Here is a 26,110-nt window from a genome sequence, read left to right on the forward strand (position 1 = left end):
TGGTACTGCACTCGACAGGGTGTGGGAGAGTAGGACACTGCCGGAACATCATTGCGAAAGGCCCTCCAACTTCGGTTGGAGGGCCTTTTTGCGTTTCCACAGTGGGCCAGGTCACCCTGGAGTATGTTGTCGAGAACAACATTCGCTCCAGCTCGACCGCCCACAGGCGGTGGTTCCATGAAAGGCCCACGCTCATGCGTCAGGGGATCTTCGGCATCGCGGCCGTCTCGATCGCACTTCTCACCACTACGCTCACCGCCTGCGGCGACGACACTTCGAACTCCTCGGGAGGCGGCGCCAAGATCGGCGTGATCCTGCCCGACAGCAAGACCTCGGCGAGGTGGGAGACAGCGGATCGCAAGTATCTCCAGCAGGCGTTCGACGCCGCGGGGATCAAGGCCGACATCCAGAATGCCCAGGGCGACAAGAACGCCTTCCAGACCATCGCGGATCAGATGATCACCAACGGCGCCTCGGTGCTGATGATCACCAACCTCGACAGCGGCACCGGCAAGGCGGTCATCCAGAAGGCCAAGGCCCAAGGTGTGACCGTGATCGACTACGACCGGCTGACCCTCGGCGGCGGTGCGCCGTACTACGTGTCGTTCGACAATGTGAAGGTCGGACAGCTCATGGGCGACGGCCTCGCGAAGTGCCTGGCCGACAAGCAGGCGTCCAAGCCCGTGGTCGCCTATCTCAACGGCGGTCCGACGGACAACAACGCCGCCCTGTTCAAGAGCGGGTACGACGGCGCGCTGAAGCCGAAGTTCGACGCGGGTGAGTACGTGAAGGGCCCCGATCAGGCCGTCCCGGAATGGGATAACACCAAGGCGGGCACCATCTTCGAACAGATGCTCACCGGCACCCCGAACCTCGGGGGCACGGTCGCGGCCAACGACGGGCTGGCCAACGCCGCCATCGCCGTGCTGAAGAAGCAGAAGCTCAACGGTCAGATCCCGGTGACGGGTCAGGACGCCACGGTGCAGGGCCTGCAGAACGTCCTGGCCGGTGACCAGTGCATGACCGTCTACAAGGCGATCAACCTGGAGGCCGCCGCCGGCGCGAAGCTGGCGATCGCGCTGGCCAACGGTGAGAAGGGCGAGGCGCCGAGCACCGTCGATGATCCAGAGGCGAAGACGAAGGTGCCCGCGGTGCTGCTCGAGCCGAAGGCGATCTTCAAGAACAACGTGAACGACGTTGTCGCGGACGGTTTCGTCGACAAGGCCGAGCTGTGCACCGGTGAATTCGCGAAGCTCTGCGCGGATAACGGCGTCCGCTGATGACCGATACCCCGCTCATCGAATTGCGCGGATTAGAGAAGAGTTTCGGGCCGGTTCACGTGCTGCACGACATCGACTTCTCCGCCTACCGCGGTGAGGTGACGGCACTGGTCGGTGACAACGGCGCGGGCAAGTCCACCCTGGTCAAATGCATCGGCGGTACCCATGCGATCGATGCGGGTGAGGTGCTGTTCGACGGTGCGCCGGTGCAGATCGGCAATCCGAGGGACGCGGCGGAACTGGGTATCGAGATCGTCTATCAGGATCTCGCGCTCTGCGACAACCTCGACATCGTGCAGAACATGTTCCTCGGCCGCGAGAAGAAGCACGGCATCGTGCTCGACGAATACGGCATGGAGGAACTGGCGGGCGCGACACTGGCCGGTCTGTCGGTGCGGACGGTGAAATCCGTGCGGCAGAAGGTGGCGAGCCTGTCCGGCGGGCAACGCCAGACCGTCGCCATCGCCAAGGCCGTGCTGTGGAACAGCAAGGTGGTGATTCTGGACGAGCCGACCGCGGCGCTCGGTGTCGCCCAGACTCAGCAAGTTCTCGAACTGGTGCGCCGACTGGCCGACAAAGGTCTTGCGGTGGTGCTGATCTCGCACAATATGAACGACGTCTTCGCGGTCTCGGATCGCATCGCGGCGCTGTATCTGGGCCGGATGGCCGCACAGGTGCGGACCGCCGATGTGACCCATTCGCAGGTCGTCGAGCTCATCACTTCCGGCCGCAGCGGGAGCCTCGGAATCGGAGTGCAGGCATGAGTGCGGTCGTGACGGACAAGGCCGCCGAGCCTGCCGCACCGGTGACCGAATTGGTCACCGGCTATATCGCGCGGATTCGCAGCGGCAATATGGGTGCGCTGCCCTCGGTGATCGCGCTGGTCGTGCTGTCGGTCGTCTTCTGGATCGCGCGGCCGGTGTTCATGACCCAGGGCAATATCGCGAACCTGCTCACCCAGGGTGCCGCCATCGCGGTGATCGCGATGGGTCTGATCTTCGTGCTGCTGCTCGGGGAGATCGACCTGTCTGCCGGTTTCACCAGTGGTGTGTGTGCCGCGGTGCTCGCGGTGTTGCTCACCGACAAGGGCTGGCCCTGGTACGCGGCGGTGCTCGCGTCGCTGCTCACCGGTGTCGTGATCGGGCTGACCATCGGTGCGATCGTGGTGAAGATCGGTGTCCCGTCGTTCGTGGTGACGCTGGCCGCGTTCCTGGCGTTGCAGGGTGTCGCGCTGAAGATCATGGACAACGGCCGCAATATCTCCATCCACGACGAGACGATCCTGGCGATCGCCAACAAGAATGTGCCGCCCCTGCTCGGCTGGGTCATGTACCTTGTGCTGCTTGCCGGGTTCTCGTTCGTGCAGTACCGAAAGTTGCGGGCGCGCAACACACTCGGTCTGACCGGCGAGACGGCGCCGGTGGTCGCGTTGCGGATCGCCACGGTCGCGCTCGTCGCAGGGATAGCGGTGCTGGTGCTCAATGACGAGCGCAGCCGCAATCCGGAGGTCAACTCGCTGCAGGGTATGCCGATCGTGGTGCCGATCATCATCGCGCTGTTGCTGCTGTGGACCTTCGTGCTCAATCGCACCTCGTTCGGCAGGCATGTCTACGCGGTCGGCGGCAGCGTGGAAGCCGCTCGGCGCGCGGGCATTCCGGTCGATCGGATCAAGATCAGCGCGTTCGTGCTCTGTTCGACGATGGCTGCTGTCGGCGGATTGATCGCGGCGTCGCGGGCCAACTCCGTCGATCCGAACACCGGTGGTTCCGATGTGCTGCTCACCGCGGTCGGTGCTGCGGTGATCGGTGGCACCAGCCTGTTCGGTGGTCGCGGCCGGATGCTCGACGCGGTGCTGGGCGCCGCGGTGGTCGCGGTGATCAACAACGGGATGGGGCTGATGGGCTACAGCGCGGGCACGAAATTCGTTGTGACAGGATTTGTCCTGCTGCTCGCGGCGGGGGTGGACGCGCTCTCACGCAAGCGTTCGCTGCCAGGAAGTTGACCATCGACCGGGAAGGCTGGGCCGGATGAGGGCTGCACCCGCCCCGGACGAGATCCGAACACGCAATCTCGCCGTGCTGCTGCGCCACGTCCATCTGAGTGGCCCGGTATCGCGGGCGGAGCTGGCCGAGCGAATGGGCCTGAACCGCAGCACGATTCTGGCTTTGACCACCGATCTCGCCGCTGCCGGGCTGGTGAGTGAGGAACTGCCTCGCCAGACCGGCAGGGCAGGGCGGCCGTCGCTGGTGGTGCGGCCGGAGTCGGAGCGGGTGTACGTACTCGCGTTGGATGTCGGCGCGGACCGGCTCGCGGTGGCGCGGGTCGGTCTGGGTGGGGTGATCCTCGACCGTCGCGAAACACCGCGCGACAGTAGGGCATTCGATCCCGATGAAGTGATCGAATCGCTGGCGGTGATGGCCGAGACCATGGTCGCCGCGGCGGGGCCCGACAGTGTTCGCGTCGGTGTCGGTCTCGCGTTCTGTGGCATGGTCCGTCAGGGTGACGGTGTGGTGCGGTACGGGCCGAATATCGGCTGGGTCGATGTGCCGGTCGGTGCGACGCTGTCGGAGCGGCTCGGTGTGCGAGTCGTGGTCGGTAACAATGCCAACCTCGGCGCGCTCGCCGAGCGTGAGCGCGGTGTCGGTGCCGGGGTATCGGACCTGATCTACCTGCACGGTGAAGTCGGCATCGGTGGTGGCGTCATCATGGGCGGCGAACTACTCGGTGGCGAGGGTGGCTACGGCGGCGAGGTCGGGCACATGATCGTGAACCCCGGCGGGCGGGCATGCCGGTGTGGGTCGAGGGGCTGTCTCGAGGCCGAGGCGGGGGAGCTGGCATTGATCGCGGTGGCGGGGCGTGCCGATCTCACCGGGCGGGCGGCGGTCGAAGCGATCGTCGACGCGGCCGCCCGCGGTGACGCCACCGCCCGCGACGCGCTGCACCAGGTCGGCGACTGGCTCGGCTACGGGGTGGCCAACCTGGTGAACATCTTCAACCCGACGATGGTCGTGTTCGGCGGGGTTCTGCGCGAGATCTACCTCGGCTCGGCAGCCCAGGTTCGCAGCAGGCTGGCCGTGAACGGACTGCTCGCGGTCCGCGAACGTGTCCGGCTGCGGACCTCGGCGCTGGCCGACGACGCGCCGCTGATCGGGGCCGCTGAACTGGCGTTCGCCGATGTGCTGACCGACCCACTGCAGACACTGGCGCGTAGCTCCGGTGGTTGACCGGTCGGCGTCGGTAGGGCGGCTATCGTGAAAGCCATGGCGACGACGACCAGGATCGGCACGCAGATCAACGCGCCTCGTTCGACCGTCTACCGTCTGCTGCTCGACGGCGACGCGGTGGCTGCCTGGATGATGCCCGACGGGATATCTGTCGATGTGCATCGGTTCGAGCCGGTGGAGGGCGGATCGTTCTCGATCACCCTCACCCATGACGAGCCCGTCGACGTGGGCGAGACAGGGCAGCACGATGCGGGAACGGTGCGCCAGCAGCACGACGCCTACTTCGGGACGTTCCGCTCGCTGACCTCGGATGAGCAAGTGGTCGAGGTGCTGGAATTCGTCACGGAGAAGCCGGACATGACCGGGGCGCAGACCGTCACCTTCACCCTGACGGACGCCGACGGCGGCACCTACCTCGAGGTACTGCACGAGGGGGTTCCGGCAGGGCTCGGTCCCGCCGAGAACGAAGTCGGCTGGCAGATGGCGCTGACGAAACTGGTGGCGCTCGCTGAGCGGGGCACGACCGACTGAGTGCCGCTCGGGTGCGACGGTTCACCGACAGCGCACAGCCGGGCCAGGGGTCAACGTACGGCGTCGTCCGCGCGGGGTGTGATGCCAGAGGCGGGGACCAGGTTCCACGTTTCGAGCTGCTTGCGGATCTGTTCGGCCGCATCGATATTGAGTGGCCCGCTCGTCCACAGCGCGTACGGCAAGTTGAAGAACCGGCTGTCGCGGACCGCGCGCAGACCGTTGATACCGGGCTTGGAACGCAGCAGTTCGACCTTCTGCTCGTAGCTCTGGCCGGGGTAGTCGACGAACATGATCGCGTCCGGGTCGGCGGCCGCGAGCCGCTCCCAGGAGACCTTGGTCCAGGTGTCGTCGACATCGTCGAGGATGTTGCGGGCGCCCGCGGCTTCGAGGATCGCTTGCGGCGCACCGTATTTGCCGCTGGAGTAGATGGTGTCGGTGCCGCTGTCGAACAGGAACACCGTCGGGGTTCGAGCCGGTTTCGGGGCGGCAGTCAGGGCGGCGAGCCGGTGGTCGAGGTCGGCGGTGACCTCCCGCGCGCGGTCGGGGTGGCCCGTGATCGTGCCGAGGTCGGTCAGGTCGGTGCGCAACGCGGTCCATGGTTCGACGGTGCCGCGGGCGGCGGCGCCGTCGACTTGGCGACAGCTCTCGGTGAGGACGTAGGCGGCGATGCCGTCTTTCCGCAGTGACTCGGGGGTGAGGTTGCTCGCCTCGTCGTAGCCGTAGCTCCAGCCGGCGACCATGACATCCGGGCGCTGGGCGAGCACGGTCTCGCGCGAGGGGTACTCGGGGGCAACGGATTTCAGGCCGTCGACGACATCGGCGCCGTAGTGGGCGCGCAGGGTGCCTGCATCGCGCTGGATGCTCGAGACCGCGACGACCTGGTCCTGCGCACCGAGCGCGAGCACCATCGAGATGAGATTTCCGTCGTTGACGAACAGTCGCTGCGCGGGGGCGGGGAACTGGGATTCCTTGCCGCAGTTGCGGATCGGGATCGTCGTCGCGGACTCTGTGGTGGTGCCGGTGCAGGCCGTCAGAACGGCGGCAAGGGCAGTGGTGGCCAGGATCCGGCCGTGGTTCTTCATCATCGCGCCTCTCGCGGGGTGATCAACAGGTGGTCTTCGCCGGTCAGCGGGTGCTGGACGCGCGTCGCGTCGACACCGAACACCGCGGCGACGACATCGGGTGTCAGCGCCTGGGCCGGTGGTGCCGGTGCTCGGGCGGAACCGTTGTGCAGCACGATGATTCGATCGCAGTAGCGATCGGCCAGTGACAGGTCGTGCAGGGCGGCGACGACGGTTCGGTTCAGGCTCCGCATCAGGGTGAGCAGTTCGAGCTGATGGGTGACGTCGAGATGGTTGGTCGGTTCGTCGAGCAGCAGTACCGGGGTGTTCTGGAGCAGCGCACGTGCCAGCAGAACCCGCTGCCGTTCGCCACCGGAGAGCTGCTGCACCTGCCTGCCCGCGAAACCGGTGAGATCGACCGCGGCCAGCGCCTGTGCCACCCGCTGCTGTTCGCGCGGGGCGCCGAGTCCCCACGGCGGCAGATAGGGCGTCAGCCCGAGGGCGACGACTTCGCCGGCCAGCATGTCGGCGGGCGGAGTCTCGTCCTGCGCCACCAATGCCACCGTCGCGGCCCGTTGTCGCGGCCGCATCCTGTGCAGGGTCTGCCCATCCACGAGCACTCGACCCTGCCTGGGTTTGTCGACTCCCGCCAGCACCCGCAGCAACGTCGATTTGCCGCTGCCGTTGGGCCCGACGATCCCGACGATTTCCCCGGGCTCGATCGAAAAGTCCGCGCCGACCACGACATTCCGTCGCCCGATAGCGCAGGTGAGCGTGACCGCTCGCACTTCGCCTGAGCTCGCTGAAATATTGCCCGGGCAGGCCTCCTCGCTGGGTGGGCGTTCGACCTGGGTGGAGTCGCTCATGACGTGCCGAACTGGTAGCGGCGTCTGCCCATCAACAGAAGGAAAGTCGGAGCGCCGATGAGGCCGGTGAGTACGCCGACCGGGATCTCGGTGGGGCGCACCAGTATTCGGGTGGCGGCGTCGGCGACCACCAGGAACAGCGCACCGCCGAGCGCGCAGGTGGGGAGCAGGTTGCGGTGGCGGGGGCCGACGATCATCCGGGCGGCGTGCGGGACGACCAGGCCGACGAAGCCGATGCCGCCCGACACCGCGACCAGGACACCGACGAGCACCGCCAGCAGCACGAACAGGCCGATGCGCAGCCGTCGCACCGGGACGCCGACCGACGACGCGGTGTCCGCGCCGAGCGTGAGCGCGTCCAGCCAGCCCGCGCTCGCCATGAGGATCGCGCCGCAGGCCAGCACCACGGTCAGCGGCAGGGCGATGGTCGTCCAATCGGCACCGGCGAGACTGCCGAGCAGCCAGAACAGCACCGACTCCGCCGCCGCGGGATCGGTGCTGCGAAAAACGAGGAAACTGCTGAACCCGGCGAACGCCGAACCGAGCACGGTGCCGGTGAGCACCAGCCGCAGCGGGGTGAGACCGCCCTGGGCGAACGCGATCAGGAACACCAGGGTCGCGGCGCCGAACGCACCGAGCAGCGCACCGCCGGACAGCGCCCAGATGCCCGCACCGGCGAACAACCCGGAGGTGATGACCGCGGCCGCGCCGACACCGGCCCCGGAGGAGACGCCGAGCAGGAATGGGTCGGCCAATGGGTTGCGCACCAGCGTCTGCATCGCCGCACCGGCCAGTGCCAATCCGGCGCCGACCACCGCGGCCAGCAGTGTGCGTGGCACCCGGAGCTGCCAGACGATGGTGTCGATACCGAGATCGGTGGGTGTCGCGCCGGTGAGCCGGGCGATGAGGGTGTCGAGCACCGCGGACACGGGCACGATCTCCGCACCGAATCCGGTGGCACCGATCATGGCTGCCAGCAACAGCGCCCCGATCAGAGGCAGCGCGAGCGAGATCCGGGCACGGATCATCGCGAATTCTCCACAGGCAAGGCGCGGCCCTTTCAGAGGGTGTCCCGGCGAGGGAGGTCTGACTTTCGCCGCGAGGCGATCACAGTGGCGCGACCGTTCCGGAGTGACACCGGATTCCCGCACCCGCCGGGAATAACGCCCAGACTCTAACGCGGCACTCGGTGCCAACCAGGAGCCGGGCCCTTCAAATCATGGAAAGGCTAATGGTGTTCGGGGGTGGTCGTGGTTGCTTGAATCCGTCTATGTACCGACCGAACACCTTTCGACCCGGCCTGCGTGGCCGCGCCACCGCCGCACTTCTCGCGATGGCAACCGTTGCGACGCTCGGCCTGACCGGCTGCGCACAGGGCAACGACGCACCGGTCGGCACCCCCGACGCGCCGCTGCCGACCGAGGTTCCGCCCGGGACCACGCTCGTCGTCGCCGATCAGCAGGAACGGCTGCAATCGGCGCTGCGGCTGTCCGGCGAGCTGGACAAGCTGCCGTTCAAGATCGAGTTCGCGAACTTCGTCGGTGGTCCGGCCATCCTCGAGGCCTTCCGGGCGGGCGCGGCCGATGTGGGTCAGGTCGGCGATGTGCCGCCGATCCACGCGCTGGCCGCGGGGCAGGACGTGCCGATCATCGGCTCCTATCAGACCAATCCGAAGGCGATGAAACTCGCGGTCGCACCGGGCCGTTCGATCTCGAAGCTCACCGATCTGAATGGCAAGAAGATCGCCTACGCCGAGGGCACCGCCCAGCAGGCGTCGGTGCTGAAGGCACTCACCAAGGCGGGACTGAAGCCCACCGATGTGGAGCTGGTCCGGCTGCAGCTGGCCGAATTCCCGGACGCGGTGCGCACCGGTCAGGTCGATGTCGCGCCGCTGATCGAACCCAATGTGACCAGGTTCCTGCGCACCCAGGGCACCTCGCTGATCCCGGATTCGGAGACCACGGGCATCTACAGCGGTCTCGCCTATGTGTACGCGCGTCGCGCGGTGGTCCAGGATCCGGCGAAGGCCGCCGCGACCCGCGCCCTGGTCGGCGCGTTCGTGCGGGCCTGGCAGTGGACCAACACCCATCGCGAGGAATGGGCGACCCGCTACTACGTCGAGGGCCAGAAGGTCAGCGCCGACGATGCCAAGCGGATCGTCGAATCGCTGGGCACCTTCACGTTCCCGCACCTGGACCAGCAGCTGATCGCCCGGCAGCAGACCACCATCGACGCGATCGACGCCGTGGGTGAACTGCCCAAGAAGATCAAGGCCGTCGACGGCTTCGACCTGCGCTTCGATGCCGCGGTCACCGAGGCCGTCACCGCCAGCGGGGCGGCGTTCGCGCCGGCGGCGGGCTGATGGCCACCCTCGATGCCGGCGTGCTGCGCCGGATCAGGGCGAGCACGGCACCGGTCGAGGCGCTGTCGCCGCGCGGACGGGGCACGCGCAGGCTGGGACCCGGCAAGCCCATCCCGTTCGGCTTCGCCCTCGGACCGGCCCTGCTCATCGGCACCTGGGTGGTCGGCTCCGCGATCGGCGCCATCGACCCGGACACACTGCCCGCGCCGTGGACGGTCGCCCGGACCGCGGGCGAGCTGATCGCCGACGGCCGGTTGCAGTCCAACCTGCTGACCTCGTTGCAGCGGGCCGTGATCGGCCTCGTCCTCGGTGTGGTGATCGGCGTGGTGCTCGCGCTGGTCTCGGGCCTGAGCCGGCTCGGTGAGGCGGTGGTCGACGGTCCCGTGCAGATCAAGCGGGCGATCCCGACGCTGGCGCTGATCCCGTTGTTCATCGTCTGGTTCGGGATCGGCGAGCAGATGAAGCTGATCGTGATCACCACCAGCGTGCTCATCCCGATCTACATCAATACCCATGCCTACCTGCGCAGCGTCGACGCGCGCTACGTGGAACTGGCCGAGACGGTCGGGCTGTCGCGGTGGGGTTTCCTACGGCGGATCGCGCTGCCGGGTTCGCTGCCGGGCTTCTTCCTCGGGTTGCGGCTCGCGGTGACCATTTCCTGGCTGGCGCTGGTGGTGGTCGAACAGGTCAACGCGACCAGCGGCATCGGCTACCTGATGACCCAGGCGCGCACCTACGGCCAGATCGACGTGATCGTCGTGGGTCTGGTGATCTACGGACTGCTCGGACTGTTCGGCGACCTCGCCGTGCGGGCAACGGAACGAAAGGTGCTGGCATGGCGACAGACACTGGGCGACTGAGCTCCGACGAGCGGGTCGTCGTACGCACCCGCGCTCTCACCCGCGGCTTCGGCACGCGAATCGTGTTGAACGGCATCGATATCGAGATCCGGCGCGGTGAGTTCGTCGCGCTGCTCGGGCGCAGCGGTTCGGGCAAGAGCACGCTGCTGCGGGCGCTGGCCGAACTCGATTCCGAGGTACCCGGTTCCGGCGAGCTCACGGTGCCGACGCAGCGCGCGGTGGTGTTCCAGGATTCGCGGCTGCTGCCGTGGGCGCGGGTGCTCGACAATGTGGTGCTCGGGTTGACCGGTCGCGACGCGGACCAGCGGGGACGCTCGGCATTGGCCGAGGTCGGGTTGGCCGGGCGCGAGAAGGCTTGGCCGCGTGAGCTCTCCGGCGGTGAGCAGCAGCGGGTGGCATTGGCCAGATCGCTGGTGCGTGAGCCGGAACTGCTCCTGGCCGACGAACCGTTCGGCGCGCTCGACGCGCTGACCAGGATTCGGATGCACGCCCTGCTGCAGGCGCTGTGCGAGCGGCACCGGCCCGCCGTGCTGCTGGTGACCCACGATGTGGACGAGGCCGTGCTGCTCGCCGATCGGGTGCTGGTTCTCGACGAGGGCCGGATCACGATCGATCAGCGCATCGAGACCCCGCGCCCGCGCAGGCACGCGCACCCGGAGTTCGTCCGGCTGCGGGAAGCGCTGCTGACCGGGCTCGGCGTCGACACAACAGAATCAGAGAAAGTGAAACAGGCGTCATGAGTGCACCGCGTCAACTGAGTCTCAACGCGTTCATCTACCCGTCCGGGCACCACGAGGCCGCCTGGCGGCACCCCGACAGCAGGCCCGACCGCATCTACGACGTCTCCTATTACCAGGAGATCGGGCGCACCGCGGAGGCGGCGAAGCTCGACGCGGTGTTCTTCGCCGACGGTCCCGCCCTGCGCACCGACGTGCGTCACAATGCCGCGCCCGGCCTCGAGCCGATCACCCTGCTCACCGCGATCGCCGCGGCGACAACACATCTCGGTCTGATCGCGACCGCGTCGACCACCTATTACGAGCCCTACAACCTGGCGCGGCTGTTCTCCTCGCTCGACCACATCTCCGGCGGACGAGCGGGCTGGAACATCGTCACCACCGGAACCGACCTCGCCGCGGCCAACTTCGGGCTGGAGCGGCACCCGGATCACGCCGAACGCTATGCCCGCGCACGGGAATTCGTCGACGCGGTGGTCGGGCTGTGGGACAGCTGGGAGGACGATGCGATCGTGCTCGACCGCGCGGCAGGGGTGTACGCCGATCCGGACAAGATCCATCCGATCGACTTCGTCGGCGAACATCTCAGTGTGCGTGGCCCGTTCAACTCGGCGCGGACACCGCAGGGACGTCCGGTACTGGTGCAGGCGGGGGCATCGAACGAGGGTCGCGCTTTCGCCGGCAAGTACGCGGAGGCGATCTTCACGGCCCACCAACGACTTTCGGACGCGCAGTCCTTCTACGCCGATATCAAATCCAAGGCCACCGAGTTCGGCCGTACCGCCGACGAGGTGAAGATCCTGCCGGGGATCAGCCCGTTCATCGCCGACACCGAGGCCGCCGCGCTGCGTTTGGAGCGCGAGTTCAACGAGCTGACCGTGCCCGAATACGGGATCAAGCAGCTGGAATCGATCACCGGCACCTCGCTGCGCACTCTCGCGCTCGACGAGCCGGTGCCCGTGGAAGTGTTCGCGGGGGCGGGCGATGTCACCGACAACGCGCGCAGCAGATTGCAGGTGGTGGCGGGGATCGTCGAGCGGGAACGGCCGACCCTGCGTGGGCTGCTGCACCGGCTGGCGGGTGCGCGCGGGCACCGGGTGTTCGCGGGAACGCCCGAACAAGTGGCCGACACCATCGAGGAGTGGTTCACCCAGGGAGCGGCGGACGGGTTCAACGTGATGCCGCCGTACTACCCCGGTGGGCTCGAGGTGTTCGCCGAAACGGTGGTGCCGATCCTGCAGGAGCGCGGGCTGTTCCGCACCGAATACACCGGGACCACATTGCGCGACCACTTCGGGCTCGCGCGCCCGGAGAGCCGGTTCGCCCGCACCGCCGCACTAGCCGGATGACGGTGGGCTGTAACAGTCAGCACAGCACTCGCCGTTTGGTGGTGGCGCCGTGACTCAGCTGCGGTCCATGGCGCTGGCGGTGTTCGTTCCTTCCGCCGTCTACGGAATCGGTTCGGGCGCAGCGGCTCCCATGCTGCCGCTGCACGCGCTCGAACTCGGCGCGTCGGTCGGAACCGCGGGCGTGGTGGTCGCCATGATGGGCTTCGGGCTCATTCTCGGCGATCTGCCCGCGGGATGGCTGGTGGCGCGCACCGGCGAGCGCAAGGCGATCGCGCTCGGCTCGTTGACGTGCGCACTCGGCCTGCTCGTGGCCATTCTCGCGCCGAATATCGCCGTTTTCGCGGTCGGCCTGCTGATCAATGGCGCTTCGGGTGCGGTGTGGGGCCTGGCCAGACAGACCTACATCGTGGCCGTGGTGCCGAGTGCCGATCGGGGACGGGCCTTTTCGGCGCTGGCCGGGTGGATGCGGTTCGGATTCTTCGCCGGACCCTTCCTCGGCGCCGGTGCGGTGCACTGGCTCGGCCCGGTCGGCGGGCTGTGGATCCAGCTCGTCGCCATGCTCGTCGCGGGTGCGCTGGTGTTCGCCATGCCGGAGACCGATGGATCGCCGACGGTGGTCAGCGACAACACCATTCGCGCGGTGGTGGTCGAACATCGCAAACTGCTCAGCACGCTCGGACTCGGCGCCCTGCTCATGGGAGCGGCACGGGCGGCACGGCAATCGCTGCTGCCGTTGTGGGCGGTGCACATCGGTGCCGACGCGGCGACCACCAGCATCGTGTTCGGTATCGCGGGCGCCGTCGATGTGCTGATGTCGTATCCGGCCGGAATCTGGCTGGATCGGTACGGCCGCAGGGCGATCGGCGTTCCCGCGATGATCGCCTTCGCCGCGGGGTACGCCGCGTTGCCGTTCGCCGGGTCGGTGGTCGGGCTGACCGCGGTCGCCGTGCTGCTCGGCTTCGCCAACGGGTTGAGCAACGGTGTGATCATGACCGTCGGCGCCGATGTGGCCCCGCCCGGTCAGCGCGCGGAATTCCTCGGCGCGTGGCGGCTCACCCACGACATCGGGATGTTCGCGGGCCCGATCTCGGTCGGTGCGATCAGCGCGGTGACGGTGCTCGGTGCGGCGGCGGGCGCGCTCGCGGTGGCGGGCCTTGGCGGCGCGGCCGCGATGTATCGCTGGTTCCCCGGGCTCCCGGTGGCCCCGGTCACGGTGCCCGAACCGCAGGCCGCGGATCTTCGCGAGCCCCGGGAGTCGGTGGACAGCAACTGACCGGGCCTACGACCAGGCGGGGTCGCGTCCGGTGAGGCCGAGGATGCGGTCGAGGAGCGGAGCGGTGGCCGCGACGGGGACTTCGGGGCCGTAGATGCCCATCTGGCGTCCCTGTTCGGCGGTGGCGGCCGTCTCGTCGTAGGTCTCGCGCAGCAGGTCGTCGTCCCAGTGTGGCGTGGTGCCGAGGGCGCGGGCGAGGTCCCAGCCGTGGACGATCAGCTCGCCGACCACCATCCCGCCGACCAGCGGTGCGGGGAGTTCCGTCGGTCCGCCCATGTGGGTGAGTCCCTGCCACGCGGCGGGGCCACGCCAGGCGGTGGTGAGCGCGTCGAGGTGCGCGTCGAGGGCCGCGGCCCAATCGCCGGCGGTGAGGTCGACATCGGATTCGGCGGTCGCCGGGGGTGCGATCGCTTCCTTGTGCGCGGCGCCGACCAGCGACGGACCCCAGAAGAGCAGGTGGTTGATCAGGGCTCGGATATCGAACTCGGCGCAGGGAGTCGGATCGGACAGTCGAGCGGGGTCGACCGTGCGGATGAGCTTCGACAGCGGTGTCGCGGCGTGAGCTACGCGTTCGGTTTCGGACATGTACCGAGGTAACCACCGCGACGCGGCACTGTCTTGAACAAACGCGACATAGACTCGCCGGGTGGAACGCGACCCGCGCGAACTGGGCGGTGCCTGGCAGGTGTCGCAACGCCACAGGTTCATCGCACCATCGGCTGACCTGGCGCGATACGTCGATCGGTATTGGGTCGTCACCTGGGATTACGAGCGGCCGTATCGGCAGTTGGTCGTGCCGCTGCCGAACGTGCACCTGACTTTCCGCGACGGTCACGCCGAAGTGCACGGTCCTTCGTCCTCGCACGTCTACCGCGAGCTCACCGGCTCGGGTTCGGTGTTCGGTGTCGCCTTCCGGCCCGGGATGTTCCGTCCGTTCCTGGACGGTCCGGTGGCACGGCTGCGGGATCGGATGGTCGATGCGGCAACAGTTTTCGGCCCGGAATTGCCTGATCCGGTGGATGTCGCGTCGGTCGAGGAGTCTCTTCGCGTGCACCTGCCCGTGGCAGACCCGGAGGCCGAGCGCGCAGGGCAGATGGTCGTCATGATCGCCGACGACCCGGGTATCACCACCGTCGACGCGCTCGCGACGCGCTGCGGGATGAGTGTCCGTCGAGTGCAGCGGTTGTTCGCCGAGTACGTCGGCATCGGGCCGAAGTGGGTGATCCGCCGCTACCGCCTGCACGAGATCACCGAGCGGCTCGCCGACGGCGTCGACATCGACTGGGCGGCACTCGCCGCCGACCTCGGGTACGCGGACCAGCCGCACCTCAGCCGCGACTTCCGCAAGATCTTCGGCGAACCACCGACCAGTTACGCGCAGCGGTACGGGTCGTTCGAGAAGTAACCGGCGACCCGTCCTGTCGCCGCTTCTCAGTTCGTGTAGACCAGGGCACTGCGCGGGCGCCCCTACAGTGGAGTGATGTCGTCATTTGATCGGCATCCGTCTACCGTCGCGGATTTCGACGATGCGCGGCGGCGGGAACGGTTGCGCGAAACCCGGCTCGGACACGGTTGGCGTCGCTGGCGCAGGCCAAGGCTGGTGGTGCTGCGAATCATCGGGGTGCTGGCGGTCGCGATGATCGTGTTCGGCCAGTACTGGGTCCACGATGTCGTCCCCGAGCGTGAGCGCCTGGCGCAGACAGCGCCGGAACTACTGCCCGCTCATCTGCCCACTGACACCCGGAATTGGGATACCGCGGTGGTCGATATGGTCGGGCTCGGGGGAGTCAACGCGGTACCGACCGCCGCCGCACTGCCCGCGCTGAGTCGCCTCGGGGTGGTGTGGGCCGTGCGCTACGACAACGCGGGTATCGATACCAAGGTCATCGCCGAGATGATCGTGCGAGCCGCCAGGTACGGCAATGTGCGCAATATCGTGCTGGTCGGTCACAGCATGGGTGGGGTGATCGCGCTCGAGGTGGCGCGGCATATTCATCATGGCAGTGATCGGCGATTGGTCGCGGTTGTGCTGGACTGCACGCCGTTGGATCTGAACGCGGTGCGGCCCGAAAGTCGCAGTCGCGGGGCCGATCTGGTGCGGTGGCTGGGCTGGCTGCCCGGTGCACGGGAGAGCAGGCTGCTGCGGTTCGCGGTCGAGATGTCGGCTCGGCGTGAACGGTTCGAGCAGCGCCGGGGTCTGTTTCCCGATATCGACTTCGGAGAGTTCCGGAAGGTGGCCGCAGAGGTGTTGCGCGACAAGATCTTCTCCCGCGATGCCGCCAGCAACGGGTTGATCGAGGCGCAGTTCCTGGCGATCGTCGCCGGTGGTGGCACCGCGGATCTGCGCGCACTCGGACGGCCTGACCCGAACAAGCGAAACCCCGCGATCGTCTTCATCCGGCCACGCGACGCTGCCCGCGATGCTGTGGTGGACGTGGACTATTCGCACGAGCTGCTGATCGAGCACTCCGGTGGCGTCGACGGCACGCTACTGGTGGTGCGGCCCGGTGAGATCGAGCACGCGAATCCCATTCAGCGACCACGCGAATACAACGCGATCATCGAGTCGCAGGTACTGCCGTTCGTTCGCCGCTATCAGGAAGCCAATCGCAATGATCCGCCCTGATCAGCGCACGCGGGTACCGAGAATGGTACGCACGCCCGCGATGAACAGTTGCAAGCCGAAGTCGAATCGCGCGGTGGGGTCGGGAGTGTCGAGCAAGGGTGTGTTGTCCTCGGGCAGCGCGCCGACGGAGTCCATCTGCATGCGCGACTGCTCGTCGACGGTCTGGCCGAGCACGTAGTAGAGCAGGGTGTAGGCCGTGAGATCGGCTTCCTCCCTGGTCATTCCGGCACGAATGACGATGCCTGCCAGGCGTTCACGCGCCTTGCTCGTGGTCAGGCGGGAGGCGTAGGTGGCCGAAACCAGCTCGGCGCCGTCGCGATAGGCGAGCAGGCAGTCGCGCAGTCGATGTGCCAGTTCGGTGAGCTGCGCGGGCCATTCGGTGGCGGTGATCGGCTCGTCCATCGGGGCGAGGATCCGGTCGGCCACCGCACCGAGCAGGGTCTGCTTGTCCTTGACGTGCCAGTACAGCGCCCCCGGCTGCACCTGGAGCGAGCCCGCGAGCCGGCGCATCGTCAGGTCGGCGAGCCCGTACTGATCGAGAATCGCGACGGCGGCATCGACCACATCCGTCTTCCGCAGTTGCACGCGCGTCCTTCCGTCCGATTTTGCTACCCGAGTGTCGTGACTCACTCGTAGCCGCTACCCTATCCTGAACACCGTTCAAGTTGCACGGCCACGCCGGGTGGATCACACCTACGGCTCGTGCGCACACCCCCGTCGAAGGGACATCACGTCGTGACACAGGCACCCGTCCAGACCGATATTCTGGCTATCGCCCGTGAGCAGGTGCTCGAGCGCGGCGAGGGCCTCACCGAGCAGCAGTCCGTCGAGGTGCTGCGCCTGGGTGACGACCGCCTGGAAGCGCTGCTCGAGCTCGCCCACGAAGTGCGGATGAAGTGGTGCGGCCCCGAGGTCGAGGTCGAGGGCATCATCAGCCTCAAGACCGGCGGTTGCCCCGAGGACTGCCACTTCTGCTCGCAGTCGGGCCTGTTCCAGTCGCCCGTGCGCGCGGCCTGGCTCGATATTCCCAGCCTGGTCGAGGCGGCCAAGCAGACCGCGAAGACCGGCGCCACCGAGTTCTGCATCGTCGCCGCGGTGCGCGGTCCCGACGAGCGCCTGATGGCCCAGGTCGCCGCCGGTGTGGAGGCCATCCGCAACGAGGTGGACATCCAGGTCGCCTGCTCGCTCGGCATGCTCAACCAGGAACAGGTCGACCAGCTCGCCGCGATGGGCGTGCACCGCTATAACCACAATCTCGAGACCGCCAAGTCGCACTTCCCCAAGGTCGTCACCACCCACTCCTACGAGGAGCGCTGGGACACCCTGCGGATGGTGCGCGAAGCGGGCATGGAGGTGTGCTGCGGTGGCATCCTCGGCATGGGCGAGACCATCGAGCAGCGCGCCGAGTTCGCCGCGCAGCTGGCGTCGCTGAACCCCGACGAGGTCCCGCTGAACTTCCTCAACCCGCGACCGGGCACCCCGTTCGGTGACCTGGAGGTGCTGCCCGCCGCCGACGCGCTGCGGGCCATCGCCACGTTCCGGCTCGCGATGCCGCGCACCATCCTGCGTTTCGCCGGTGGTCGCGAGATCACGCTCGGCGACCTCGGTGCCAAGCAGGGCATGCTCGGCGGGATCAACGCCGTCATCGTCGGCAACTACCTCACCACCCTCGGACGTCCCGCCGAGTCCGATCTCGATCTGCTCGGTGAGCTGAGCATGCCGATCAAGGCGCTCAACGAAACCCTCTGAAACGCTGTGTACGATCGAGTATCGACCCAGGTCGCGGCCGTCGAGTCGCACTTCACGGAGGCGGTAACAGCATTGGACGAGCGCGACAACCCGGTGCAGCGTGAGCCGATCGTGCCCGGAGTCGACAGCGAGCGCTACAACCCGTTCACGGGTAAGCGGATCGTGGCCGGGCTCGCCGACGCGATGCCGGCGTCGGCCGCGCTCGGTCTCGAACCGCCGCGATTCTGCGAGCAGTGCGGTCGCCGGATGATCGTGCAGATCAGCCCGGATGGCTGGTGGGCCAAGTGCTCGCGGCACGGTGTCATCGAATCGGCCCAGCTGGAACGCCGCTAGTGCTCGGCTGCGGGGAACGCCCAGAGGTGTTGCGTCGCGAGGTGATCGGCGTCGGCGTCGTCATCGCGGTGGTGCTGGTGGCGAGTGCGGCGGCCGGGGTGGTGTGGGGTCTGGTCGCACCGACCGAGCGGTTGCGGGTGACCCAGCCCGGCCGCGCCGCCGTGCTCACCGGCGAGAGTCTGCACCTGTTCGACGCGGTCGGGATGTTCCTGTGCATCGGTGCGGCGGTCGCGGTAGTGACCGCGGTCGGGGCATGGCGGGTTCGGATCACGCGCGGGCCCGCCCTCGTCGTCGGCATGCTGTTCGCTTCGGGGCTCGGCGCGGCGTTGATGATGTGGATCGGGGAATGGGTTGCGGGCGTGCGTCATCCGCGTCCCGAGGATCCGGTGATCGGCCAGATCGTCGCGCTGCCTGCGGAAGTCGGGACCGATCTCGCCCTACTGATCCAACCGTTCCTCGCTGCGCTCGTGCTGTTGTTTCTCGCCGCGCTGCACCCGGCCGTCGATCTCGATTCCGGTGCTGCCGGACTGCTCGGAGACTTGCGCGCAGCTGATTTCGGTGACGAGTTCGACGGCTACCGCCTGCCGTACGGTGCCGAACAGTATCGGCCGAGCGGCGATTTCGATCCGAGTTCGCAACCACGCGGCTGAGCCACCTCCGCGCGATACCATTTCTGCATAACAGCAGGTAGTGGTGTGGGAGGAACGGTCGTGGCGTTTATCGGTGGTGGTCCGGTCGTCGAGGAACTGGACGCGAAATTCTGGCGGCTCACCGAACCGCTCACCTATCAGGGCGCGGTCGAAACCTTCACGGTGCCTGCCGGATTCCGCACCGACTTCGCCTCGGTACCGCGCGCCCTGGTGTGGCTGATCCCGCGCTACGGCGCCTACACCAGGGCCGCGATCCTGCACGACTATCTGTGCCGCACAGGCGAAGTCGGGCCCGCCGATGCCGACGGGATATTCCGGCGCAGCCTGCACGAGGCCGGGGTATCGGTGCCTCGACGCTGGATGATGTGGACGGCGGTTCGCTTCGGCAGCCGGTTGCGTGGCGCGCGTGCGGTCGATGTGCTCGGCTGGTTGCTGATCGCGGTGCCCTCCCTGGTGTTCCTGGCGGTCCCCGTGGTGGTGGTGACCGTGGCGCTGCTGGTGTTCTGGGTGGTCGAGCTGGGGTTCTGGGCTTTGGGACGGGTCACGTGCCGCACCGCGGCGCCACCCCCGAAGCCGCAGATGAAGACGGCCTGAGCCCGGATCTCACCCGGAACGGGGGAGGTGGGGGCACCTTCGCGTGGCTATCGTTCGGCCCATGTCCGAGCCGAGCACCGAAACCGCAGCCCCGGCCCCGCCCGCCGAATGGTCGATTCCGCGCGGCCTGATCGTGCTGCTATCGCTCGGGGCGGCGGTGGTCACCATCGCGGGTCTGAAGGCCTTCTCCGGCATCGTCGGACCGGTATTCCTCGCCCTCATGCTGACCATCGCGGTACAACCGATCCAGAGTTGGGCGCGGCGCAAAGGCTGGCCCGCTTGGCTCGGCATGGCCGCGGCGCTGGTGGCGGTGGTCGCGATTCTGTTCGGAATCGGTGGCGCGCTGGCACTGTCTGCGGTACAGCTGGCCTCGCTGCTGCCCGGCTACGCCGACAAACTCAACGAACTGCTCGATCATGTGCGCGACTGGCTGTCGGATCTCGGGGTGAGCTCCGATCAGATCCACAAGGCACTCAGCGGGATCGATGTGGGCAAGGCCGCCGGTTGGATCGAGCAGGTGCTCGGCGGCGTCCTCGGGGTCTTCTCGAATCTGTTCTTCGTGCTGGCACTGCTGCTGTTCATGGCCGTCGACGGGATAACGATGGATCGCCGGCTGGCGATGGTGGCCCGTGAGCGGCCTGCGATCGCGCAGGCACTGGACAGTTTCGTCACCGGGACACGCAAATACCTCATCGTGTCCACGGTGTTCGGCGCCATCGTGGCCGTGATCGACGGTGGGGCACTGTGGTTGCTGGGGGTGCCGCTGCCGATCCTGTGGGCGCTGCTGTCGTTCATCACCAACTACATCCCGAACGTCGGGTTCGTCATCGGCGTCATCCCACCCGCGCTGCTGGCCCTGCTCGACGGCGGGCCGGTGCTGATGCTCTGGGTGATCGTGATCTATTCGGTGATCAACTTCGTGATCCAGTCGATCATTCAGCCCAAGTTCGTCGGTGATGCCGTCGGCCTCGGAGTCACCATCACCTTCCTGTCGCTGGTGGTCTGGGCGTGGGTGCTCGGTGCGCTCGGTGCGCTGCTGGCTATTCCGCTGACGTTGCTGGTGAAGGCGCTGCTGCTCGACATCGACCCGACGACGCGGTGGGCGGATGTCTTGATCGGTGCGCCGATGGACAAGAAGGCTGCGCCGCAGCGGGAGTCGGGCAGGTCCGCCGCCGACGACACGGCGGGGGCCAAGGAATAGCGGCCGCCGCGCATCGGTTCACCGGAAAACCAGTGGAATGTGGTCGTACCCGCTCCTTATCCTGGCGGCATCGTTATTTCGGGGGAGGACCTTGACCATGAAAGCCGCAGCCGAGCAGGCCGCTGAGCAGCCCGCCGAGCGACCCGATCTGGTCGCCTGGCGCCGCCGCCATGCCCTGCGCAGCTCGTCCGCGGCCACCGCGGTGCCCAGCGGGCGCATCTATCGGCGCTCGTCGAAGCATCGCGATCGCCGCCACGATTACTGACGGGGCCGGACTATTCCGGTTCCGTTCTGGTCAGCACCACCAGCGGCAACGGCTTGTCGACCTTGGCCTGATATTCGGCCAGCAGGGAATTCTCCGCCAGCGCCCATGCCGCGAACTCGTCGTACCGCGCGCCGGTCAGCACATCGGCCGTCGCCGCGAATTTCTCCCCACCCAACTCGATCGTCACCCGCGGATCAGCCTTGGCGTTGTAATACCAGGCCGGATACCGATCCTCGATGAACGAGCTCACATACATCACGTCGCCTCGATACAGCGCCCCCAGCGGAACCACATGCGGTTTACCGCTTTTGGCGCCCGTCGTCGTCAACAACAACAGCGTGGCACCGGCGTAGTCGCCGCCGACCTGCCCGCCGTTCTCGCGGAATTCCCGAACCACCCCATCGTTCCAGCCGACCATCTCGTCGGGCGAGTACTCCCGGTTCCACGGTGCGTCCGGGTCGTCGTAGGTGATGGGTTCTTTCGCCTTCGCCACGTTGTTGTCCATGCCGAGCAGTGTGACACCGACCACCGACACATTCGTAGCGTGCGCGGTCGACCGGTCGCGGTTCCTCATGACTTCCGCGGGCTCGATGACCTCGTCGAGGTCAAGCCGGTCTGAGTTGCACCGCGTCACGGCCTATGGGCGACAAGGCGGTCGGCGACCTCACATATCCAGGCCGAGATCGAGCACACGCACCGAGTGGGTGAGGGCGCCGATAGCGAGGTAGTCGACACCGGTGCTCGCATAGTCCGCGGCCTGTTCGAGCGAAAGGCCACCGGAGGACTCGAGTTTCGTGTCGGGAGCCGCCGCATCGCGTCGCTGGACGGCGGCCTGCGTCTGCCAGAGCGGGAAGTTGTCGAGCAGCACCAGTTCGACGTTCTCGGCGAGAACGGCGTCGAGTTGTTCGAGGCTGTCGACCTCGACCTCGCAGGCGATATCCGGTGCCAATGCGCGGACCGCGCGCAGGGCGTCGACGACCGAACCCGCGGCCACCACGTGGTTGTCCTTGATCAACGCGGCATCGCCGAGACCCATCCGATGATTGACGCCACCGCCGACGCGGACCGCGTACTTCTGCAGGGCGCGCAGGCCGGGCAACGTCTTGCGGCTGTCGCGGATCTTGCACTCGGTGCCCGCGACGGCGTCGACCCAGGCGGCGGTCGCGGAGGCGATACCGGACAGGTGGCAGACCAGGTTGAGCATGGTCCGTTCGGCGGTGAGCAGGCCGCGGGTGGGCGCGACGATGCTCAGCACCGACGTGCCCGGCTCCACCCGGGTGCCGTCGGGGACACGCGCGGTGATCTCGTAGGCGCCCGCGCCGATGACCTCGTCGAGCACGAGCAGCCCGACGTCGATACCGGCGACAGTGCCGTGCTGGCGCGACACCACCGAGGCCTTGCTCACGGCGTCTTCGGCAACGGTGGCGACGGTGGTGACGTCGGGCCCGTAGCGCAGGTCCTCGTCGAGCGCGGTACGGATCAGCGTGAGCAGCTCATCGCGGTCCAGGGTGGCGTCCAGAGCCATCACTGCACTCCTGTTCTCGGGCGACTGTGCGCCGCGTCGATCGGGCGGGCGGTTTTCGCTCCGCCGGAATTGCTTGAACAACAGACCGACCCACCCGGTGACGGGTGGCGATCGCTACCGCATCCCTACCGGGATGGGCTCGAAATCGACCGCCGCGGTGGTCAGCTCGAGTCCGCCGTGCGCGTCGAGGCGGACCGCGGTGCTGTGCCGCTGTTGGTCGACGGTCCCGGGATACTCCGAGCGTGTGTGGCAGCCGCGACTCTCCGCACGTGCCGCCGCCGCGAGCAGCAGCGCCCGCGCCGTCAAGGTGAGCGCCGCGTCCTCGATGCGCCGGAGGTGCGGTGCGGCGGTCACCGAATCCTCGACAGCGTCGAGCATCGGCACCATCGACGTCGCGGCATCGATTCGCTCCAGCGCCTCGGCGAGTCCGGCGCCGTCACGCACGACGGAAGCGTGCTCGGTCATCGCCTGCTGCACGACCGAACGATCGGCGAATTCGAGTGTCCACGAGGAGATCTCATCGACCCGAGCGCGCACCCCGGCGCGCTCGACCGCCGCCGCACCGGCCCGCTCACCCACCACGAGCCCTTCGAGCAAACTGTTGGAGGCCAACCGATTCGCGCCGTGCAGCCCGGTCCTGGCGACTTCGCCCGCGGCGTAGAGCCCCGCGACACCGGTTCGCCCGTGCGTATCGGTGAGCACGCCACCGCACTGGTAGTGCGCGGCGGGCGCGACCGGAATCAGTTGCGCCGCAGGGTCGATTCCCGCGGCCAGGCACGAGGCCGTGATCGTCGGGAACCGCTGGGCGAACCCATCGACGGCACGCGCATCGAGGTACACATGGTCGGTGCCCAGCGCCCGCATACGCTCCGCGATGGCCCGCGACACCACGTCCCTCGGGGCCAGGTCGCCGCGCGGATGCACGCCGGTGGTCACCGAGTTCCCTTGGGAATCAACGAGTATCGCGCCTTCTCCGCGAACCGCCTCGCTGATCAACGGCCGCCTGCCCACCCCGCCCGGGGTGTAGAGCACGGTCGGATGGAACTGCACGAACTCGAGATCGGCCACCGCCGCCCCGGCCCACAATGCCAGCGCCACACCGTCGCCGGTCGCCCCTGGCGGATTGGTGCTCAGCGCGTAGAGCTGCCCGAGCCCGCCGGTGGCCAGCAGCACGGCGGGCGTGTGCACGACACCGAAACCGTTGTCCGACACCGCGATAACGCCCCGCACACCATCGGCGCCGGTCACCACCCGTAGCGCGGCGGCACCGAACAGCACCGGCAGCCCCGCCGCGTTGAGCGCGCGCTGCACCTCGGCGCCGGTAGCGTCGCCACCGGCGTGGATGATCCGACGCGTGCTGTGCCCGCCCTCGCGGGTCCGCGAGATCTGCCCGTCCCGACCGAGGTCGAATACCGCACCGAGGTCGGTCAGCGCGGCGACCGCGTCCTGTCCGCCCTCGACGATCGATCGCACCGCGTCGACCTCGCACAGCCCGGCACCGGCCTCGACCGTGTCCCGCACGTGCGAGTCCACCGAATCACCGAGCGGTGCGACGACCGCGATGCCGCCTTGCGCGTACTGGGTCGAGGTATCGGTCGGCCCGCCTTTGCTGAGGATGAGCACCCGCAGCCCACACAACGAAGCCGTGCGCGCGGCGGTGAGACCGGCGACGCCACCGCCGATGACGACCAGGTCGACCTCGGCCTCCCAGGAAACCGGAACCGTCATGGTCGTTACCGGCTCGGCCTCGCGGCGGCGGTCATTCGCCACCGCCGGAGTTGCCGATGGCGATCATCCGCTGCACCGAGGCGCGACCGGCCTCGGCCATCGTCAGGTCGACATGCACCTCGTCGGCGCCCTCGACCAGGCAGCGCAGCAGCGCGGCCGGGGTGATCATCTTCATGTACTTGCAGGACGCGCGATCGTTGACGGCCTGGAAGTCGATGCCGGGCGCCGCCTTGCGTAGCTGGTGCAGCATGCCGACCTCGGTCGCCACCAGTACCTGGCTGGAGTGCGACGCCTTCGCGGCGTCGATCATCCCGCCGGTCGACAGGATGTGCACCCGCTCGGCCGGGAACGCGCCCTCACCGGCCAGATACAGCGCCGAGGTGGCGCAACCGCACTCCGGGTGCACGAACAGCTCGGCATCGGGGTGGGTGCGGGCCTGCTCGGTGAGCTCGTCGCCGTTGATGCCTGCGTGCACGTGGCACTCGCCCGCCCAGATGTGCATGTTCTCGCGCCCGGTCTCGCGCTTGACGTGCGCGCCGAGGAACTGGTCGGGCAGGAACAGCACCTCACGGTCGGGATCGATCGAATCGACCACGTCGACGGCGTTGGAGGAGGTGCAGCAGATGTCGGTGAGCGCCTTCACCTCGGCGGTGGTGTTCACATACGACACCACCATCGCGTCGGGGTGCTCGGCCTTCCAGGCGCGCAGTTCCTCGGCGGAGATCGAATCGGCCAGCGAGCAGCCCGCCCGCTGGTCCGGGATGAGCACGGTCTTGGCCGGGCTGAGGATCTTGGCGGTCTCGGCCATGAAGTGCACGCCGCAGAACACGATGGTGTCCTCTTCGGCCTCGGCCGCGATGCGCGAGAGCGCCAGCGAGTCGCCGACGTGGTCGGCAACGTCCTGGATCTCGGGCAGCTGGTAGTTGTGCGCGAGGATGGTCGCATTGCGTTCGCGCGCCAGGCGGCGCACCTCCTGCGCCCATTCCGGCGTCGCCTCGACACCCGCGTAGCCCGTGGGTCCGTCGAAGACCGAATCCATCAGCGTCCGCTGTGCAGTCGTCGTCGCCATGGTGGCTCCCTTCATCGTGCGAGCGGCTCCATCGCCGCGATTCGCACCAAACCAGGTTTTCGACTTACAATCGAAAACGTGCCCCATAGTAACACCATCCACGAATCGCTCACCGCGGTGTTCCAGGTTCGCCGCTTTCCCCCAGGCATTTCCGCAGGTAGAGGCGCCAAGCACCCGGAATTGGCGGTTCTGCTGTGGGAACGCGCACTCGATCCGCAGAAAGGGACCTGGTCGCTACCGGGCGGGCGGCTGCGCGACGACGAGGACCTCGACACCTCCGCCCGGCGCCAGCTCGCCGAGAAAGTCGACGTGCGGGAACTGGCCCATCTCGAGCAACTGTCGGTGTTCAGCAACCCCGACCGAGTCCCCGCGCCCCGCCGCATCGCCTCGGCCTACCTCGGCCTGGTACCCCTCACCACCGAACCCGAACTTCCGTCCGACACCACCTGGCACCCGGTCTCGAATCTGCCCGACATGTCCTTCGACCACCGCACCGTCGTCGACCACGCCCGCACCCGGCTGGCCGCCAAGCTCTCCTATACCAACATCGCCTACGCTCTTGCCCCCGACATGTTCACCATGTCGACGCTGCGCGAAATCTATTGCGCCGCACTGGGCTACGACGTCGACACCACCAACCTCCAGCGAGTCCTGACCCGCCGCAAGGTGATCACCCCCACCGGTGCCACCGCCCCCTCCGGCCGAGCGGGCGGGCGCCCCGCGGCTCTCTACCGCTTCACCGACTCGGGCCTGCGCGTCACCGACGAATTCGCCGCCCTCCGGCCACCGACCTGAGCACGAGCCCTCGCATCCGGCAGGTCCCGGAG

At 67.9% G+C, this 26,110-nt stretch carries 28 protein-coding genes and 1 riboswitch; of the genes, 19 read left to right on the top strand and 9 right to left on the bottom strand.

Annotated features, from left to right (window positions below):
- Positions 1-194 precede the first annotated feature (194 nt).
- The 5 genes from ACFWPX_RS33600 to ACFWPX_RS33620 are packed head-to-tail and all read left to right on the top strand — an operon-like array spanning position 195 to position 5,035.
- Positions 195-1,280: a sugar ABC transporter substrate-binding protein gene (locus ACFWPX_RS33600; protein ID WP_378932240.1), complete on the top strand. Its 1,086-nt coding sequence runs from the start codon at positions 195-197 to the stop codon at positions 1,278-1,280.
- A complete protein-coding gene (locus ACFWPX_RS33605; protein ID WP_378921364.1) occupies positions 1,280-2,044 on the top strand; it encodes an ATP-binding cassette domain-containing protein in 765 nt (254 codons plus the stop codon). Before ACFWPX_RS33600 ends, ACFWPX_RS33605 begins: the two co-directional genes overlap by 1 nt.
- Entirely contained in the window at positions 2,041-3,282 is a 1,242-nt protein-coding gene (locus tag ACFWPX_RS33610) for a sugar ABC transporter permease (protein ID WP_378932243.1), read from the top strand. The genes ACFWPX_RS33605 and ACFWPX_RS33610 overlap by 4 nt, the downstream gene beginning before the upstream one ends.
- Positions 3,283-3,307: 25 nt before the next feature.
- Entirely contained in the window at positions 3,308-4,504 is a 1,197-nt protein-coding gene (locus ACFWPX_RS33615) for an ROK family protein (RefSeq protein WP_378932245.1), read from the top strand.
- Positions 4,505-4,540: 36 nt separating this feature from the next.
- Positions 4,541-5,035, top strand: coding sequence for an SRPBCC domain-containing protein (locus tag ACFWPX_RS33620; RefSeq protein WP_378932247.1), 495 nt, complete (start codon positions 4,541-4,543; stop codon positions 5,033-5,035).
- Between the two features lie 50 nt (positions 5,036-5,085).
- On the opposite strand, the gene ACFWPX_RS33625 is transcribed toward ACFWPX_RS33620, so the two are convergent.
- Genes ACFWPX_RS33625 through ACFWPX_RS33635 form a run of 3 tightly spaced genes read right to left on the bottom strand, consistent with a single transcriptional unit; the run spans position 5,086 to position 7,990 of the window.
- On the bottom strand, positions 5,086-6,117 hold the full coding sequence (locus tag ACFWPX_RS33625) for an ABC transporter substrate-binding protein (protein WP_378932249.1): 1,032 nt from the start codon (positions 6,115-6,117) through the stop codon (positions 5,086-5,088).
- Positions 6,117-6,962, bottom strand: coding sequence for an ABC transporter ATP-binding protein (locus tag ACFWPX_RS33630; protein ID WP_378932251.1), 846 nt, complete (start codon positions 6,960-6,962; stop codon positions 6,117-6,119). The genes ACFWPX_RS33625 and ACFWPX_RS33630 overlap by 1 nt, the downstream gene beginning before the upstream one ends.
- Entirely contained in the window at positions 6,959-7,990 is a 1,032-nt protein-coding gene (locus ACFWPX_RS33635; RefSeq protein WP_378921376.1) for a FecCD family ABC transporter permease, read from the bottom strand. Before ACFWPX_RS33635 ends, ACFWPX_RS33630 begins: the two co-directional genes overlap by 4 nt.
- A 5-nt stretch (positions 7,991-7,995) precedes the next feature.
- Positions 7,996-8,135, bottom strand: a riboswitch (adenosylcobalamin (AdoCbl) riboswitch).
- 97 nt (positions 8,136-8,232) lie between these two features.
- On the opposite strand from ACFWPX_RS33635, the gene ACFWPX_RS33640 reads away from it, so the two are divergent.
- The 5 genes from ACFWPX_RS33640 to ACFWPX_RS33660 all read left to right on the top strand — a co-directional run bounded on the left by ACFWPX_RS33640 (position 8,233) and on the right by ACFWPX_RS33660 (position 13,543).
- Entirely contained in the window at positions 8,233-9,324 is a 1,092-nt protein-coding gene (locus ACFWPX_RS33640; protein WP_378932254.1) for an ABC transporter substrate-binding protein, read from the top strand.
- Positions 9,324-10,184: an ABC transporter permease gene (locus ACFWPX_RS33645; protein WP_378932256.1), complete on the top strand. Its 861-nt coding sequence runs from the start codon at positions 9,324-9,326 to the stop codon at positions 10,182-10,184. Before ACFWPX_RS33640 ends, ACFWPX_RS33645 begins: the two co-directional genes overlap by 1 nt.
- The gene (locus ACFWPX_RS33650) at positions 10,160-10,924 is read left to right on the top strand and encodes an ABC transporter ATP-binding protein (protein ID WP_378921382.1); all 765 of its coding nucleotides are present in this window, start codon (positions 10,160-10,162) and stop codon (positions 10,922-10,924) included. Before ACFWPX_RS33645 ends, ACFWPX_RS33650 begins: the two co-directional genes overlap by 25 nt.
- Positions 10,921-12,270, top strand: coding sequence for an LLM class flavin-dependent oxidoreductase (locus ACFWPX_RS33655; protein ID WP_378932260.1), 1,350 nt, complete (start codon positions 10,921-10,923; stop codon positions 12,268-12,270). Before ACFWPX_RS33650 ends, ACFWPX_RS33655 begins: the two co-directional genes overlap by 4 nt.
- Before the next feature lie 67 nt (positions 12,271-12,337).
- Complete coding sequence (locus ACFWPX_RS33660) at positions 12,338-13,543, top strand: MFS transporter (protein WP_378932378.1); 1,206 nt, start codon at positions 12,338-12,340, stop codon at positions 13,541-13,543.
- A gap of 6 nt (positions 13,544-13,549) precedes the next feature.
- Here the strand turns inward: ACFWPX_RS33660 and ACFWPX_RS33665 are convergent, their stop codons facing one another.
- Entirely contained in the window at positions 13,550-14,128 is a 579-nt protein-coding gene (locus tag ACFWPX_RS33665) for a TIGR03086 family metal-binding protein (protein ID WP_378932262.1), read from the bottom strand.
- Positions 14,129-14,189: 61 nt separating this feature from the next.
- Between ACFWPX_RS33665 and ACFWPX_RS33670 the strand changes: the two genes are divergently transcribed.
- A complete protein-coding gene (locus ACFWPX_RS33670; RefSeq protein WP_378932264.1) occupies positions 14,190-14,948 on the top strand; it encodes a DUF6597 domain-containing transcriptional factor in 759 nt (252 codons plus the stop codon).
- Positions 14,949-15,023: 75 nt separating this feature from the next.
- The gene (locus ACFWPX_RS33675; protein WP_378932266.1) at positions 15,024-16,169 is read left to right on the top strand and encodes an alpha/beta fold hydrolase; all 1,146 of its coding nucleotides are present in this window, start codon (positions 15,024-15,026) and stop codon (positions 16,167-16,169) included.
- Here ACFWPX_RS33675 and ACFWPX_RS33680 read toward each other — a convergent pair whose 3' ends face one another.
- A complete protein-coding gene (locus ACFWPX_RS33680) occupies positions 16,170-16,754 on the bottom strand; it encodes a TetR/AcrR family transcriptional regulator C-terminal domain-containing protein (RefSeq protein ID WP_378921393.1) in 585 nt (194 codons plus the stop codon).
- A gap of 150 nt (positions 16,755-16,904) precedes the next feature.
- Here ACFWPX_RS33680 and bioB point away from each other — a divergent pair, with 150 nt between their 5' ends.
- The 6 genes from bioB (at position 16,905) to ACFWPX_RS33710 (ending at position 20,961) form a co-directional block, all read left to right on the top strand.
- Positions 16,905-17,918: a biotin synthase BioB gene (gene bioB, locus ACFWPX_RS33685; protein ID WP_378932268.1), complete on the top strand. Its 1,014-nt coding sequence runs from the start codon at positions 16,905-16,907 to the stop codon at positions 17,916-17,918.
- Between the two features lie 108 nt (positions 17,919-18,026).
- Entirely contained in the window at positions 18,027-18,251 is a 225-nt protein-coding gene (locus ACFWPX_RS33690; RefSeq protein WP_378921485.1) for a hypothetical protein, read from the top strand.
- 26 nt (positions 18,252-18,277) lie between these two features.
- Positions 18,278-18,901 (top strand): DUF2567 domain-containing protein, encoded by a 624-nt coding sequence (locus ACFWPX_RS33695; RefSeq protein ID WP_378932270.1) that lies wholly within the window; start codon positions 18,278-18,280, stop codon positions 18,899-18,901.
- 60 nt (positions 18,902-18,961) lie between these two features.
- On the top strand, positions 18,962-19,495 hold the full coding sequence (locus tag ACFWPX_RS33700) for a DUF1353 domain-containing protein (protein ID WP_378932273.1): 534 nt from the start codon (positions 18,962-18,964) through the stop codon (positions 19,493-19,495).
- A gap of 61 nt (positions 19,496-19,556) precedes the next feature.
- Positions 19,557-20,696 carry an AI-2E family transporter gene (locus ACFWPX_RS33705; RefSeq protein WP_378932275.1) on the top strand — a complete coding sequence of 380 codons (1,140 nt, stop codon included), beginning with the start codon at positions 19,557-19,559 and terminating at the stop codon, positions 20,694-20,696.
- Between the two features lie 97 nt (positions 20,697-20,793).
- The gene (locus ACFWPX_RS33710) at positions 20,794-20,961 is read left to right on the top strand and encodes a hypothetical protein (RefSeq protein ID WP_378921402.1); all 168 of its coding nucleotides are present in this window, start codon (positions 20,794-20,796) and stop codon (positions 20,959-20,961) included.
- Positions 20,962-20,971: 10 nt separating this feature from the next.
- Here the strand turns inward: ACFWPX_RS33710 and ACFWPX_RS33715 are convergent, their stop codons facing one another.
- The 4 genes from ACFWPX_RS33715 to nadA all read right to left on the bottom strand — a co-directional run bounded on the left by ACFWPX_RS33715 (position 20,972) and on the right by nadA (position 25,283).
- A complete protein-coding gene (locus ACFWPX_RS33715; protein ID WP_378932380.1) occupies positions 20,972-21,466 on the bottom strand; it encodes a nitroreductase/quinone reductase family protein in 495 nt (164 codons plus the stop codon).
- A 159-nt stretch (positions 21,467-21,625) separates the two neighbouring features.
- Positions 21,626-22,486, bottom strand: a complete 861-nt coding sequence (gene nadC, locus ACFWPX_RS33720; protein ID WP_378921404.1) for a carboxylating nicotinate-nucleotide diphosphorylase — start codon at positions 22,484-22,486, stop codon at positions 21,626-21,628.
- 114 nt (positions 22,487-22,600) lie between these two features.
- Positions 22,601-24,214: an L-aspartate oxidase gene (locus ACFWPX_RS33725; RefSeq protein WP_378932278.1), complete on the bottom strand. Its 1,614-nt coding sequence runs from the start codon at positions 24,212-24,214 to the stop codon at positions 22,601-22,603.
- Positions 24,215-24,245: 31 nt separating this feature from the next.
- Positions 24,246-25,283: a quinolinate synthase NadA gene (gene nadA / locus ACFWPX_RS33730; protein ID WP_378932280.1), complete on the bottom strand. Its 1,038-nt coding sequence runs from the start codon at positions 25,281-25,283 to the stop codon at positions 24,246-24,248.
- A 78-nt stretch (positions 25,284-25,361) separates the two neighbouring features.
- Between nadA and ACFWPX_RS33735 the strand changes: the two genes are divergently transcribed.
- The gene (locus ACFWPX_RS33735; RefSeq protein ID WP_378932282.1) at positions 25,362-26,078 is read left to right on the top strand and encodes an NUDIX domain-containing protein; all 717 of its coding nucleotides are present in this window, start codon (positions 25,362-25,364) and stop codon (positions 26,076-26,078) included.
- The last annotated feature ends 32 nt before the right edge of the window (positions 26,079-26,110 follow it).

Source organism: Nocardia sp. NPDC058518 (genome assembly GCF_042719655.1).
Classification (GTDB): domain Bacteria; phylum Actinomycetota; class Actinomycetes; order Mycobacteriales; family Mycobacteriaceae; genus Nocardia.